This window comes from Deltaproteobacteria bacterium (assembly GCA_016218975.1).
Lineage (GTDB): Bacteria > Desulfobacterota > Deferrimicrobia > Deferrimicrobiales > Deferrimicrobiaceae > JAENIX01.
Map to the genome: position 1 here is coordinate 1 of JACRCO010000006.1, position 12,137 is coordinate 12,137.

Sequence of the window (12,137 nt, forward strand, 5' to 3'; positions counted from 1 at the left end):
TCAGGCGCCGCTCGAAGGTCCGTTCCTCCGCGCTGCGATGGCGGGAGAATGCGAACCGGACCGGACCCAACTGCATGTGGATGATCGGCTGGTGCCCGTCCCGGCGATAGGGGGTGGCCGTAAGGCCTATGACGTTCCACGCGCTAACCTCCGAGAAAACCCGCTCGAATGAAACCGCCGGTAGGTGATGGCATTCGTCCACGATCACGTGCCCGTAGCCGGCCACGAGGTCGGCGACCTTCCCTTTTCGCACAAGACTCTGAATCATGGCGACGTCTATGCGGCCGTTGGGAGAATTTTTCCCGCCCCCGATCCGGCCGATCGATTTTGGTTCGACTCCCAGGAACGAGGAAAGCCGGGCGACCCACTGGTCGAGGATCGGCTTCCGGTGGACGAGCACCAGGGTATTGCGCCCACGCGCTGCCGTGAGGTACGCGCCGACCACTGTCTTCCCGGAGCCGGGCGGGGCCACGAAGATCCCATCATCATGTGAAAGGAGTGCCTTTGCCGCTTCAGCCTGCATCGCGGTGAGGCGTCCTTGGAACCGGAACGCGACAGGTTCTCCCTCGTACCGCTTCTCCTCCATGGAAAGATTGATGCCGTATCCGCTGAGCAGATCGGCCAGGTCGTCCCGACATCCCCGGGGCAAAGCGACGTGATCGGTAAGGTCCTCCGCGCACGAGATGACCCTCGGAGTCGTGGCGGTCGAGAGTCGCATCTTCTGCTTCTTGTAGAACTCGGGGTTCTGGAAGGCGGCAAGCCGCTTGATACGGTTGACCAGGGGGGACGGCAGGCCGGCTTTTTGTACGAAAAGCCGCTGGGAGAGGACCGCATGGACTTCTTTCGGGAGGAGGCCCTCTATGGGCACTTCGGCCGGTTTTCGGGACGGAGTGCGAGTCCATGGCTTCGATTCCTGTTCGTCCTCGAAGAATGGCGACGGGATCCCGATCACGCGATCCGTCCGCCGACAGGTCTCAACGAATGCCGCCACATCCTCCCGCCACGACGGTCCATCGAAATCCGCCGCAAGGAAGAAGCAGGTTTCGTCCGGAAGCAGGGGATAGACCCCGATCACGTGCCGGCCCTGCAGATGGTCGACGACGACCTGGTCGGTGTTAGGGATAAAGGAACGGTGTGAACAGCTTCCGCACTTAATGCGGGGCTTTCTGCATACGCCGCCCACCCATTCATTGGAGCAGGCGGGGGCGTAGCCTTTCCGGCCGGTCTTGGCGTTCTCCCAAAGTTTCGGAAAAACGTCCTCTCGGCCCCGGAAGAGGCTCCGGAAGAGAGCGACCTTTTCCTCGGCGGTATGCGGGATCTTGTGCAGGAGTGGTAAATTGTGGGGCGGCACTGGCGTCAAGAGAGTTGAGGCGGAATCTTCTGCCGCCAGCTGGCCCTTGAGTTCCTGGAGTCTCGCGAGCGCCTCTGTCCGTTCCTTCTCGACCTGGGTGAGCCTGGCCTCTTCGTCGGCGATTTTCCGCCGCAGCGCCTCGCGATCCGTCATGGCCCGGAAAGTTCCTTTTGCGCGTCTTCCGGGGTGAGGATCCGGATCCCCTCTACGGGTGGGAAGTGTTTCGGGTTCGATGTGATGATCGCTTGAGCCTTTCCTGCTACTGCGGCAGCGAAGAAGATGTTATCAGCGGGGTCAGGGGAGATCTCGACGGAATACCAAGGTTGGACCAGCACGCCGCCACGACGCAACGAGGCGATAAGATTGCCGGTATGTGCGGCCCGGATCCGAAGGCGGTTGAGCACCTCCTTGTACTCGTCAAGGATATCTTCGGTCAGGATGAGATCGAAGGAGCGTTTCTTATAATCCAGCCATCTCTCGAGGAGAAGGCGAGAGGGATTGGCCGAGACGGCCTGCTCCTTCCGGGTGGGAGAAAAGAAAGCCTGGATTCCCCTCATGAGGACGCTCGTGTCCAAAACGTAGCGGTGGCGCTTACCTCGCCGTGATGGTGACAACGGCCGTCTCGCCCTTTCCGGCGCGTGAACTGCGCTCTGATCGGACGTCGAATACGGCATCTTCGATGTCTTCCTCTGTGATTCTTGCCTTCCGCATCTCCTTCGCTATGGCGTCCGCTGTCTCCCGGAACTGCCTTCTCCAATCGTTCTTTGGGCGTCCCCTGCGAATTGAGGCAACCTCTTCCTTAACGGACTCGCAATGGCGGAGCAGGGAGAGAGGCTGCGACAGGTCTATCCGGATCGTTGGCGGCGCGATGACCTCGCCCCTGGTCGGGTGGAACCGAAGAATGAGCCATTTCTGCTTCCCCGTGATCCAGGCAGGGTAGTGCGGTCGCACGTTTTCGACGATCTTGGCGATCCGACGCGGGGGGAGTCCAAGTTCATGGAACGTGTGGCCGAGGTAGACGTCGTAGACGGAGTGATCGTCCAGCAACCTCAGGCTTCCCTTTCCCCGTCCGGAAAGGCTGGCTTTGACGACGCCGGCCTCGAGGAAACGGCTCAGCTCTTTCTGGCGGACACCCCAACCGGCGAAGAGGTCGATGGCCTTGCCCAATTGGACTCTCAGCATGGTATGTAACCTCCTTTAGGGTTACATTATCTTCCTGATCGACACGCAAGTCAATCCTGTCTTTGCATCCTGTCTATGCTGCCCTGCCTATGCTTTCTGGATTTTGCCCCACCGTGCCGCTTTCTTCGCCATCCACAGGTTGACCCCCAAGTGCTTGGCGATGCTGGTGTAAGTCATCTCCAACCTTCGGAGATGTAAGACTTTTTCCGAAATCTTCACGTAAACTGGAACCGCGTCCTCGTCCGTCAGGTTTACCTCGATTGGTATCTCGGACGCGGTTCGAATTCTTTCAGATGGGGCGCGCCATTTCTCCTTTATAAAACGCATAGTTGTGTAGCGCCATTTAGGCGCTCTCTCATCGACTCCGTTCCGGTTGCGCGGGGGGTTGCGGATTTGGCCCGATTTCTTTTCCGGGCTGTGGCGTCGGGAGCGAGAGCGCGAGTTGAATCGGGAAGGAATCAGCCCGGCAGGGGGACCTGTATTTCAGGCCGGAATGGCGCCTTTCACGACACGGAAAGACAAGACCTTCGCCTCTTGTCCCTCGTTTCTGGCCAAGACTTCGTAAGGGCCCTCCGCGCCAACCGGGAAGGGGACGAGTGAGATATTTATGTACCCCTCGTCCTCGTCCTCAAGGCGGGGGGTCTTCACCGGGAAAGGACCTTCAACCTTACCGTCAGGCCTTCTGATCATGAGATCGAAATTCTCGGGATACGCTCTGGTGGCGTCGAAACACAGACGAAAGCAGAGCTTGGCCATTATCCCCGGGACGCCGGGCACGATGATCTTGGAGCCGTATAGGCCGACGATCAGGGTCTTATTCGACTTCTCCTCCCGGATTTCGTCGCAGACGAGCCCGTACTTGAAGCGGGGGAGGAGTTTACTGGTCATGGATAAGATCCTCGATGGATACGCCCAGCACCGCGGCGATTTTCCTGAGCGTGGCAACTGTCGGAGTCGGAGCGCCTTTCTTCTCCAGGCGGGATAGATTCGGCTGGCTGATGCCCGTCACCTTCACCATGGCCTTCTGGTCCATTCCTTTGAGGATCCGCCAACCCCGTATCGGATTGACCCTCCCCGTGCGAATGTTGTCGAGAAGATTCCGATCCATGCGGGCCTTTTCCTCACGAAACGTTTGCTTGGACCTCTCATCCGGGAAGAGGATCTCGAAGGCTTCCTCTTCGGTGTAAACCGCCTTCATCGGAGGTATGAACTGGGCTGTTGTCTTCCTCCGCAGTTGCCGATTATCCCGGAACTCGTTTGCTGTTGCCGAGGAAGACGTGAAAGTCGTCATGTAGGCGAGAGTCTTAATGGCCATTCTCCCATCTCCGATTTTCGAAGTAGTCCTTGACGATCGATCGCAACATGGCCAGGTGCATGGGCGTGGCTTCGTATGCCACGTCGCGCTTTCTGACGGAGACGACGAAAGCCGTATCGTGAGGTTTGTCGATCATGTAAAGAATCCGGTAGTTGGTTGGGGGACTTATTACCTTGAGCTTGTTGATGGGAGGGACTTCTTTCGAGTAGACGCGAATCGGGCCGGATTCGACCTCGATGTCGTCAAAGAGTCCGTTCGGGAACGGTTCGTATTTCAAGGTCTGGGTTGCCCTCCATAGCCTGGCGCGTATTCCTGCGGGTAGTCGTCCCAGGTCAATGATGGCCTGTTGGGATACCTTCAGCCGCACCGGGATAGCCTATATATCATGGATGATATATAGGTGGGAAGAGTTTCTTTCTTTAGCGATCATACCTGTGTCTGGACTCCAGTCCGCATTGACAGCGAGGCTGTTCCCGCCATCCGGGCCATATTCTGTCACAAACCGGCGGGCGATCTCGAAGGGTTTTTCAGAGAGCAGGCGAGCAGAGGGAATCTCCGAGTCGTGAATCCTGTTGCACCTGAAAGGAGGGTTCGCCCGTGGTTTTTCTCCATTCCGGATCGTCGACTGCGTTGACAACGCGGACTTCAGGAATTTCATCGTTCTTCCCGTTCGGTGGGTTGAATGACCGATGTACCTGATATCGCTTATGTGATCACCGCCGGAGGGGCGGAGCTTTCGGCACGCGGCCGCTTTGCTGCCCTTGCGCGAATACGCCGGTCCGCCCGCTCACTGGAGAATTTCGGAGGACGGGTGGCGCTTGCTCCACTCTCCCCAGGTGGTGTCGTCGGATGGAAGTTTGGGGAGCCACCGCTTGAAGTATTTCCCCTGTATCCCCAAAAGCCCCTTGGCGTATGGGTACCAAAGCGTGTTCGTCTCCCGGTCGTACAGGACAAAGGTGTTCCGGTAGGTCCACCCTGATGGGGAAAGGGTCAGCGTCTGCCCGTCTATTTGGCGGCTATACACGGCCGCCAGGTCTACGAGCGGTCAATACCCTACAGCCACCGGCTTTCCCGCGAGGTTGCTGTTGGCGACCTCGTGACTCCAGAGGGTGGGGACCGAAAAGGCCAGGGCGGACGCCCCGCTCTTCGCTCCGATCACGCGGGTCCACTCGGGGATCCGTGCATCTCCCTTGCGTATTCGGGAATCGTCCAGCGGTGTGAAGGCGTTCCGCCCGATCCCGTACTGGAACCCCTCGGGGTCGAATCCCAAGGATGCCGCATGGGTGACATCCCATCGCTCGCCCCTCTGATCCACAATGTAGATCTTGCCGTCTTCCCTGACGGCGGTCCCTGCTTGGGCGAACGGTATGCCCACCATTCCCACCACGGTTGCCGCAGTGACCGCCATGAGAAACCTCCGCATTCGCATCTCCGCGCCTCCTTGCCTCGTGTCTCCTTCCTGTTGGTCGCGCGGTCGGCGGAAACCTTTCAGAGGCAAGACAGGAATTCCAGGCGGAGAGGGGGGGTCAACCTTGAATCCGCGAGAAAAGAGTTTAGGCAATGTGGGCAATGCCCGTGAAAGCGGGGCACGAGAGGCTCCCGGACGACAACGGTGGGCGGAAGGACTCGGGGGGAGGTGGCCGGCTCTCCCCCCGCAGTGAACGTCACTTCAATTGGCCTGTGTACAGAAAATCGTTCCCTTTGACTTTCCCGTGGCAACCGATGCACATCTCGGCCATTCCGGTCTTTCCTTCGGCCTGGACCATGCCGTCGGGCGCGTACTTCGCCCAGAACCAGTCACCGCCCTCAGGGTTGAACCCCTTGACCTTGTACATCACGGTGATGGCGTCGAGTTTCTTGTCCGGCATGTAGTTCTCCTTGACCACGATCGCGCCGGCGGGCATCGTCCCCTTTTTCCCCTTGATGGCGCCAAGGGCGGATTTGTTTACGTAAGTGGTAAGGAGCGCACCGTGGGGCTCGGTCCCTTTGTAAAGTTTTTCCTTGCCGGGCCAGAGAGCGAACTTCTGCTGGTATTTGACCTTCGAGAGGTAGGCCCAAAGGTCCTTGCCGGCGGCCGCCGGCATCGCGTCCTTGCCTTTCTCCGCCGCTACGGCGAGCATTGGCGCGGCAAAGAACGCCGCGAGGGCGAGGCACAACAACGCGGACTTCAGGAATTTCATGGTTCCTCCCTTTCCGTGGGTTGGGCGACCGATGTACCTGATATCTCTTATGTAATCACCGCCGAAGGGGCGGAGCTTTCGGCGCCCGGCCTCTCTTGCGTCCCTTGCAGGCGCACGACCTTGCCCCGCGCAGGTTAGATTCCGAGAGGCGTATTCCGTTTCGGTCTGCTTTCTCGCCCGCATTTCTCACCATGGCAGACGCTTGGGGTATACGGTATCGGCCACGGGATGTACGTTGTCCTCCCGATCCTGGGCCCCTCGAGCGTCCGGGACGCCTATATCCAGTACCGTGAGAAACGGGTGAAGGAATAAAGTCTTTACCTGCAGCACTTACGATTTACCCACCCGCCCGGCCTGAACGGCTATCATGAAACCGTCCTTCTGACGGTCGCATCGTAAATTCCTTCCCGGGTTGGGCCGGCGGAGACTCGGGCTTTGAGCCCCATGAAGAGGTGGTTCCTGTGATGGGCAACGGCATGATGGGAGGCGGGATGGGGTTCTGGATGGTGATCGCCGCAATCTTCTGGCTCATACTCGCGGTCGGCGTCGTGTTGCTGGCGGTCTGGGCCCTCCAGAGATTCCGGGCGGGTTCCGGACAAAGGACCGAGGAGTCGGCTCTGGACATCCTCAAAAAACGGTACGCCCGCGGGGAGATTTCCCGGGAGGAGTACGAGGAGAAGAAGCGGGACATCTCGTAGAGGGCTCGAATCGAGCGGGACGGTCTCCTCGTGCAAAGGGAACGGGCCTGTTCCTCCCGGGCCGGGATCCACGTTTCCCGAGAGCTTACTGGATCGGTCTTCCGACCCCCGCCGCGCGCAGTGTCTCCTCGTCCGGCCCCCGTCCCGCGCAACAGTCGGCGAGCTTTCCGTCCACCACGACCGCCGGCACGCTTCCGATGCCGAGCTCCCTGGCCTTTCTCGCGACGGATTCGTCCTTCATGTCGAGAACCTGCACCTCGCAGGAGGGGCAGCTCATGCGGCGAACCAACTCCTCCGCCTCCCGGCACGCCGGGCAACCCGCGCTATAGATCTCAACCCTTCTCTTGACGTCCATATCGACTCCTCCTTTCAAATTCCATCTTGCGCGCCGTACTACGGTACAGTGTCAAGGGGGGGAGACAAGATCACCGCTTTTCCCGGCTTCCGGAATCCGCTGTCTCTGCTGAACACTCGCAGGACTTTTTCCATCTCCGATAAGAGACGAAGGTCAAGGCGAGAAGGACCGTCAAGGCGGGAAACAGGACGAGATCCAGGTAGGAGGTCAGCGCGCTCAATCCTACGGCACCCAGCAGGATCACCAGCACAGGCGTAAAGCAGCAAACTGCAACCAGGGCCGTGCCCACAAGGACGGCGAGAAATCTCCTCCTCAAACTCCCGGTTTCATTTCTTGTCATGGCAACTCCTTTCCCAGGCACGGAGCGCTACTCCACGCAGCAGGACATGTTGGAGATGTCCCGCCGGAACGCCTGGGCGGCCATCTTGATCGCCTCGCTGTAGGTCGGGAATACGTGCACCGTGTCGATCAGATCGTCCACGGTGAGGCCCATCTTCACCGCCAGGGTCGCCTCGTGGATTATCTCCGAGGCGCAAGGGGCGAGGACATGGATCCCCATGACCCGGCCCGTCTCGTGGTGCGCCACCATCTTCACCAGGCCCCGCGTGTCCCGGACGGCCACCGCCCGAGGGACCCGGTCGAGGGGCACGGTCCTGCAGTTGCAGGTACCATGGGCAGCCATGTACTGCTCCTCCGTCATGCCGACCCCGGCCGCCTCCGGGTCGGTGAAGACAGCGTGGGGGACGGAAAGGAAGTCGATCTTCTTATTCGCCCCGTTGAAGGCGTTCTCCACGGCGATCTTTCCCTGTTTGGCCGCCACCGTTTCGAGACATCTTTGCCCTGTCACGTCACCGGCAGCGAAAATGTGGGGCACATCGGTCTGGAGAAACTCGTTCACCCGGATGTAGGAGTCGCCCACTGTCGCAACGCCGATCCGCTTCAGCCCGAGCCCCTCGACGTTGCCCCGTTCGCCGGTGGCCGCCAGGATGTCTTCCGCCGCAAGAGTCCGCTGCCCCGCCGGCGTCTCGATGGTTACCGTCTTCCCATCGTTTGTTCTAGCCACGCGGACCACCGGTGCCTCGGTGACGATCTCGATCCCTTCCTCCTCCATGTATCCCCTGAGGGCATCCGAGATCTCCGGTTCCTGGGATTTAAGGATCCTTTTCCCCCTTGCGACCACGGTCACCCGGGTCCCCATCCGGCTGAAGATCTGCGCGAATTCCAACCCCAGCGGACCCACGCCCAGGACGATCAGGGAAGAGGGGAGGCGTTTTAGGGACAGGGCTTCGATGTGAGTGAGAAAGCCGGCCTCCTTCAGCCCCTCGAAGGGGGGAGCATAGGTGGAGCACCCCGTGGCGATCAGAATCTTGCCTCCTTCCATCTCCTTGCCGGCGGTCTCCACGACGTTGCTCGCGACGAAAGTCCCCCGGCCCTCCACCCACTCCACGTGGCGGAAACTCCCGAAGACCTGGCGGTAGTTCTGCTCCCTGAGTCCGGACACCAGGGCATCCTTCTCTTCCATCGCCTTCGCGAACTCGAACGCCGGCCGGACCGGGCCGACGCTCTCGAAGGCGGGACGGGAGGGATGGTGCAGGGATTTGCCCAAGGCCAGCAGGTGTTTGCTGGGGACGCACCCCACGTTGACGCAGGTGCCGCCCATGGGGAGGCCCGCGTTGATCATGACGCTGCGCAGGCCCATCCGGTCCGCTTCCGTTGCGGCCGCGAAGGCCGACGCACCGCCTCCCAGTATGATCAGGTCATATCGCTCCATTCCTCTTCCTCCCGGATCATCAGGTCTCTCTCCGCTGCGTGGAACAGCAGGACCGACTTCTCTTTGGACCCCGGCGATGGAGTGCGTCCGCGAGCCATTGCTCCGGCGGCACTCCGATCGTCCTCCCGCCGACCGAATAGGTGCGGCAGCCGTAAAACGACGGGTCCTTCTCGCGACCCGGCTCGATGTCCGCGCCGTCCACGCGGACGGAGGGGGATCCCAGGAATCGCAGGGTGTGGGCGGTTTCGATGTCGGGTACTTCGATCGCAGCGACTTCCGCACCGATTCCTTCACGCTGCAGCACGCCCTCTACCATCTCTACCGTGGGAATATGGTTGGGACACCCTTCGAAATAAAGGATCTCGACTTTCATCGTTTTCCTCCTTCGGCAAGGATCGTGGACGGGAATCCTGCCTTCGTTGTCGCCTCCACCAGACGCTCCGCCCGAACTTTCGCGGGGTCGTAGGTCACGATGGCTTGGGGCGGGCTCAATGTCACCTTCGCGTCCTTGACCCCGTCGACCCGGGTGAGGCTTTTCTTGACGATCACCGGGCAGGCTCCGCACGTCATGTTGCGGACGGACAGGGTCGCCTGTCGGGTGACGGCGGACTCCTCGGGACCTCCGGCGTAGGCGTAGGAGATCAGGTAGGGAAGGGCAAGCAGTCCGAGGACCAGAGCCGTGACGATCCATAGGAGGATCTTGTTCCATCGGCCCCCGTCGGACGAGCAGGCGCTTCCGGGAGCGCATGCGACCTCCTTTGGTTTCCGGTAGACCCTGAAGAAAGCCAGGCCGAGGAAGATCAGCGTGGCCGTCATCCAGTAGGGCCGGTACGGTTCCATCGCCGTCAGGTTTCCGATCCACGCGCCTCCTACGCCAACAGCCAGGAGCAACAGAGGTCCAAGGCAGCAAACAGAGGCTCCGACTGCCGCGGCCCCTGCCCCGACAAGACTCCACCTCGGAGTCTCTCCTTCATGTTCTCCTTCGGTCGAGTTCATGCCTTCCCTCCCCCGCGTTTTTTAATCGCCCTTCGGCTTACGGTACGACTTCACTCCCCGTCTCCGAGTGCCTCCAGGATCGGGCATTCCCCGGTTGGCCCTCGCCCTCGGCATGCCGTCGTCAGCTTCACCAGGGCGCGTTTGATGTCCTGCAGGTGTCCGATCTTCGCCTCGATGTCCGCGATCTTTGCCTCGGCCCGCTTTCTCACCGTGTCGCAGGTGGTCGCCGGATCGACGCGCAGGGAGAGCAGCTCCCGAATCTCCCGGAGCGAAAACCCGAGGTCTTTCGACCGCTGTATGAATCGGACCCGGCGGACGGCATCCGGCGGGTACTGGCGAAATCCCGATTCCGGACGCGAAGGCTGCGCGATCAGGCCCTCCCGCTCGTAAAACCGAATTGTCTCGACGCCGACCCCACACCGTGAAGCAACCTGCCCGATCGTCAAAGCCATCGAAGATCCTCCACACGGTATCTGAACATATGATGCACTCCGTACCATACTACGGTGTCAACCATTTTTGCGCAGTCGGGCGGGTGAAGTGGGAAGACCTGAGGGGAGGGGTGCTCCGTTCCCTTGCCGGCCGCACACGGTTTCGGAAGTGGCGCGCTCATGCGAGTGGCCCCGGGTCAGTCGGCCGGGGAAATCGTTCGCCCGGTTACTCCGTCGTTCCGGTATCGGACCGGGATTTCCGTCCGGATGGTAGCAGGCGCAAGGCAGCGTCCGGTCTCGTTGCACGCCTGCGCCTCAACGGAGACGGAAAGGCGCCCCTCCGTTTTGCTCTGGGGAAGCCGGACGGGGACGAGACGGGCCGGAATCTCGACCCGGCCGTCGTAGACCGAAACGCGGTCATTTTCCGGACCGATCATGATGATCCTGCCCTCCGGATATCGGGGGGTAACGGCCAGCTTCCCGCCTTCAAGCGCGGCTCCGACGGCGGTGGGAACAAGGGAAGGCAGGGAGGCCGGGTTCGCGTTGAGGTGCCATCCCTCATCGATCTTGATGGTCACGACGAGGTCCACCGGTTCCCCCGGAGACAACTTGCTCCGGGAAAGGCGGCCTTCGATGGTCACCAGCCCGGCGGTCGAGGGGAGGCCGGGCCCTTCGACGGGCGGGGCGTCTTCGGAAAGCTTCGCGACCCTGTACTCGTGCAGGCCCCAGAGCATGTAGGGAAGGGCGTGCGGTGCCTTCCGGGCGGCCGGCTCGAAAGCGGCCATCGTCTGCGCGGCGTACCGCGCATACCGGGGGCGGCCCGCCGCGGCAAGGCCCGTCATGGCCCGCACTGCGAGGCTGTGGGCGGAGGGAAACGCGCCGTCGAAGGAGTCGCGCGGGCTCGCGATCAGGTACGCGACCGAAGGCGCGGCGTACCGGAATCCTCCGCCCGGCTCCCACAGCTTTTCCACCATCGCGTTTCCGATCCGGTCCGCGTCCGCAAGCCACCGCGTTTCCCCCGTGACCCGGTGGAGTTCGAGCAGACCCAGGATAACTGCGGCGTAGTCGTCGAGATAGGCGTCAAGTTTCGCCTTGCCCCCGCGCGCGACGTGGAGGAGCTGCCCGTCCTTGTCCCGCAGCGTCTTCATCAGGTCGTCCGCCGCCCTGGACGCCATCCGCACGTATCGGTCGTTCTTCAACACGCCGCCCGCAAAGGCAAGGGCCTCGATCATCAGGCCGTTCCAGGAGGCGATCGATTTGTCGTCGAGCGACGGCTGCCGCCGCTTTCGCCGCTCGGCATAGAGCTTCGCGTCGATGGCGTCCAGTTTCTTGAGCAGCTCGGGAGCCGAAGACCCCGCGGCCCGCGCCGCGTCCTCGTACGAGTCCGGCCGGTGCAGGATGTACCGGCCCTCGAAATTCGGCGGACCCGAGAAACCGTAGACCCGGCTCGCCAGGGCATACTCCGCTTCCCCAAGCGCCCGTTTCAGCTCCTCCCGGCTCCAGAGGTAGGGTTTGCCTTCCTCCCCGTCCGCTTCCGAGTCCTGCGCGGAATAGAAAAGCCCTGCCGGGCTCGTCATCTCCCGTCCCACATAGGTCGCGATTCTCCCGGACACGCGCCGGAACTCGTCGTTTCGGGTGAGCCGGTACGCCCGGGTGTAGGCGTGGAGCAATTGTGCCTGGTCGTAGAGCATCTTTTCGAAATGGGGTACGAGCCACTTCGCGTCCGTGGAGTACCGGTGGAAACCTCCCCCCGCCTGGTCGTGCATCCCGCCCCGCGCCACGGACTGCAACGTCCGCTCCACCATGGTCATGCTCGACCGTTCCCCCGTCTTCTCGTAGTGCGACATCAAAAGCTCCA

General features: G+C 61.4%; 18 protein-coding genes and 1 pseudogene. 2 read left to right on the forward strand and 17 right to left on the reverse strand.

Annotation, left to right across the window (positions count from 1 at the left end; translation table 11 throughout):
• The 10 genes from HY896_01035 to HY896_01080 all read right to left on the reverse strand — a co-directional run.
• The coding region (locus tag HY896_01035) for a DEAD/DEAH box helicase family protein (GenBank protein ID MBI5574929.1) at window positions 1–1,504 on the reverse strand (1,504 nt) is incomplete at its 3' end.
• Window positions 1,501–1,908 (reverse strand): PIN domain-containing protein, encoded by a 408-nt coding sequence (locus HY896_01040; GenBank protein MBI5574930.1) that lies wholly within the window; start codon window positions 1,906–1,908, stop codon window positions 1,501–1,503. The genes HY896_01040 and HY896_01035, both read right to left, overlap by 4 nt.
• A 34-nt stretch (window positions 1,909–1,942) precedes the next feature.
• Window positions 1,943–2,533: a hypothetical protein gene (locus tag HY896_01045; GenBank protein MBI5574931.1), complete on the reverse strand. Its 591-nt coding sequence runs from the start codon at window positions 2,531–2,533 to the stop codon at window positions 1,943–1,945.
• A gap of 483 nt (window positions 2,534–3,016) precedes the next feature.
• On the reverse strand, window positions 3,017–3,421 hold the full coding sequence (locus HY896_01050; protein MBI5574932.1) for a hypothetical protein: 405 nt from the start codon (window positions 3,419–3,421) through the stop codon (window positions 3,017–3,019).
• On the reverse strand, window positions 3,411–3,848 hold the full coding sequence (locus HY896_01055; GenBank protein ID MBI5574933.1) for a helix-turn-helix transcriptional regulator: 438 nt from the start codon (window positions 3,846–3,848) through the stop codon (window positions 3,411–3,413). The genes HY896_01050 and HY896_01055 overlap by 11 nt, the downstream gene beginning before the upstream one ends.
• The gene (locus HY896_01060; protein ID MBI5574934.1) at window positions 3,838–4,125 is read right to left on the reverse strand and encodes a hypothetical protein; all 288 of its coding nucleotides are present in this window, start codon (window positions 4,123–4,125) and stop codon (window positions 3,838–3,840) included. Before HY896_01060 ends, HY896_01055 begins: the two co-directional genes overlap by 11 nt.
• Before the next feature lie 99 nt (window positions 4,126–4,224).
• The gene (locus tag HY896_01065) at window positions 4,225–4,506 is read right to left on the reverse strand and encodes a hypothetical protein (GenBank protein ID MBI5574935.1); all 282 of its coding nucleotides are present in this window, start codon (window positions 4,504–4,506) and stop codon (window positions 4,225–4,227) included.
• Between the two features lie 129 nt (window positions 4,507–4,635).
• Window positions 4,636–4,872: a DUF3179 domain-containing protein gene (locus HY896_01070; protein ID MBI5574936.1), complete on the reverse strand. Its 237-nt coding sequence runs from the start codon at window positions 4,870–4,872 to the stop codon at window positions 4,636–4,638.
• Window positions 4,873–4,893: 21 nt separating this feature from the next.
• Window positions 4,894–5,256, reverse strand: a complete 363-nt coding sequence (locus tag HY896_01075; protein ID MBI5574937.1) for a DUF3179 domain-containing protein — start codon at window positions 5,254–5,256, stop codon at window positions 4,894–4,896.
• 256 nt (window positions 5,257–5,512) lie between these two features.
• Window positions 5,513–5,968: a cytochrome P460 family protein gene (locus HY896_01080; protein MBI5574938.1), complete on the reverse strand. Its 456-nt coding sequence runs from the start codon at window positions 5,966–5,968 to the stop codon at window positions 5,513–5,515.
• 255 nt (window positions 5,969–6,223) lie between these two features.
• Here HY896_01080 and HY896_01085 point away from each other — a divergent pair.
• A pseudogene (locus HY896_01085) lies at window positions 6,224–6,307 on the forward strand (VacJ family lipoprotein).
• Between the two features lie 185 nt (window positions 6,308–6,492).
• On the forward strand, window positions 6,493–6,726 hold the full coding sequence (locus HY896_01090; GenBank protein ID MBI5574939.1) for an SHOCT domain-containing protein: 234 nt from the start codon (window positions 6,493–6,495) through the stop codon (window positions 6,724–6,726).
• A gap of 85 nt (window positions 6,727–6,811) precedes the next feature.
• On the opposite strand, the gene HY896_01095 is transcribed toward HY896_01090, so the two are convergent.
• From HY896_01095 to HY896_01125, 7 genes are all read right to left on the reverse strand, one after another.
• Window positions 6,812–7,081, reverse strand: coding sequence for a thioredoxin family protein (locus tag HY896_01095; protein MBI5574940.1), 270 nt, complete (start codon window positions 7,079–7,081; stop codon window positions 6,812–6,814).
• A gap of 70 nt (window positions 7,082–7,151) precedes the next feature.
• Window positions 7,152–7,421, reverse strand: a complete 270-nt coding sequence (merF, locus tag HY896_01100; GenBank protein ID MBI5574941.1) for a mercury resistance system transport protein MerF — start codon at window positions 7,419–7,421, stop codon at window positions 7,152–7,154.
• Between the two features lie 27 nt (window positions 7,422–7,448).
• Window positions 7,449–8,852 (reverse strand): mercury(II) reductase, encoded by a 1,404-nt coding sequence (gene merA, locus HY896_01105; GenBank protein ID MBI5574942.1) that lies wholly within the window; start codon window positions 8,850–8,852, stop codon window positions 7,449–7,451.
• 19 nt (window positions 8,853–8,871) lie between these two features.
• Window positions 8,872–9,225, reverse strand: coding sequence for a hypothetical protein (locus tag HY896_01110; protein MBI5574943.1), 354 nt, complete (start codon window positions 9,223–9,225; stop codon window positions 8,872–8,874).
• A complete protein-coding gene (locus HY896_01115; protein MBI5574944.1) occupies window positions 9,222–9,848 on the reverse strand; it encodes a cation transporter in 627 nt (208 codons plus the stop codon). The genes HY896_01110 and HY896_01115 overlap by 4 nt, the downstream gene beginning before the upstream one ends.
• A gap of 50 nt (window positions 9,849–9,898) precedes the next feature.
• Window positions 9,899–10,300, reverse strand: coding sequence for a MerR family DNA-binding protein (locus HY896_01120; protein ID MBI5574945.1), 402 nt, complete (start codon window positions 10,298–10,300; stop codon window positions 9,899–9,901).
• Between the two features lie 176 nt (window positions 10,301–10,476).
• Complete coding sequence (locus HY896_01125) at window positions 10,477–12,126, reverse strand: hypothetical protein (GenBank protein MBI5574946.1); 1,650 nt, start codon at window positions 12,124–12,126, stop codon at window positions 10,477–10,479.
• Between the last annotated feature and the right edge of the window lie 11 nt (window positions 12,127–12,137).

Bases quoted from the DNA above. Each gene is read 5' to 3' on its own strand.
- HY896_01080 (MBI5574938.1), bottom strand. From the start codon at position 5,968: ATGCTCGCCGTAGCGGCGGAGAAAGGCAAGGACGCGATGCCGGCGGCC.
- HY896_01065 (MBI5574935.1), bottom strand. From the start codon at position 4,506: ATGAAATTCCTGAAGTCCGCGTTGTCAACGCAGTCGACGATCCGGAAT.
- HY896_01120 (MBI5574945.1), bottom strand. From the start codon at position 10,300: ATGGCTTTGACGATCGGGCAGGTTGCTTCACGGTGTGGGGTCGGCGTC.
- HY896_01115 (MBI5574944.1), bottom strand. From the start codon at position 9,848: ATGAACTCGACCGAAGGAGAACATGAAGGAGAGACTCCGAGGTGGAGT.
- merA (MBI5574942.1), bottom strand. From the start codon at position 8,852: ATGGAGCGATATGACCTGATCATACTGGGAGGCGGTGCGTCGGCCTTC.
- HY896_01090 (MBI5574939.1), top strand. From the start codon at position 6,493: ATGGGCAACGGCATGATGGGAGGCGGGATGGGGTTCTGGATGGTGATC.
- HY896_01045 (MBI5574931.1), bottom strand. From the start codon at position 2,533: ATGCTGAGAGTCCAATTGGGCAAGGCCATCGACCTCTTCGCCGGTTGG.
- HY896_01055 (MBI5574933.1), bottom strand. From the start codon at position 3,848: ATGGCCATTAAGACTCTCGCCTACATGACGACTTTCACGTCTTCCTCG.
- HY896_01110 (MBI5574943.1), bottom strand. From the start codon at position 9,225: ATGAAAGTCGAGATCCTTTATTTCGAAGGGTGTCCCAACCATATTCCC.
- merF (MBI5574941.1), bottom strand. From the start codon at position 7,421: ATGACAAGAAATGAAACCGGGAGTTTGAGGAGGAGATTTCTCGCCGTC.
- HY896_01075 (MBI5574937.1), bottom strand. From the start codon at position 5,256: ATGGCGGTCACTGCGGCAACCGTGGTGGGAATGGTGGGCATACCGTTC.
- HY896_01095 (MBI5574940.1), bottom strand. From the start codon at position 7,081: ATGGACGTCAAGAGAAGGGTTGAGATCTATAGCGCGGGTTGCCCGGCG.
- HY896_01050 (MBI5574932.1), bottom strand. From the start codon at position 3,421: ATGACCAGTAAACTCCTCCCCCGCTTCAAGTACGGGCTCGTCTGCGAC.
- HY896_01040 (MBI5574930.1), bottom strand. From the start codon at position 1,908: ATGAGGGGAATCCAGGCTTTCTTTTCTCCCACCCGGAAGGAGCAGGCC.
- HY896_01125 (MBI5574946.1), bottom strand. From the start codon at position 12,126: ATGTCGCACTACGAGAAGACGGGGGAACGGTCGAGCATGACCATGGTG.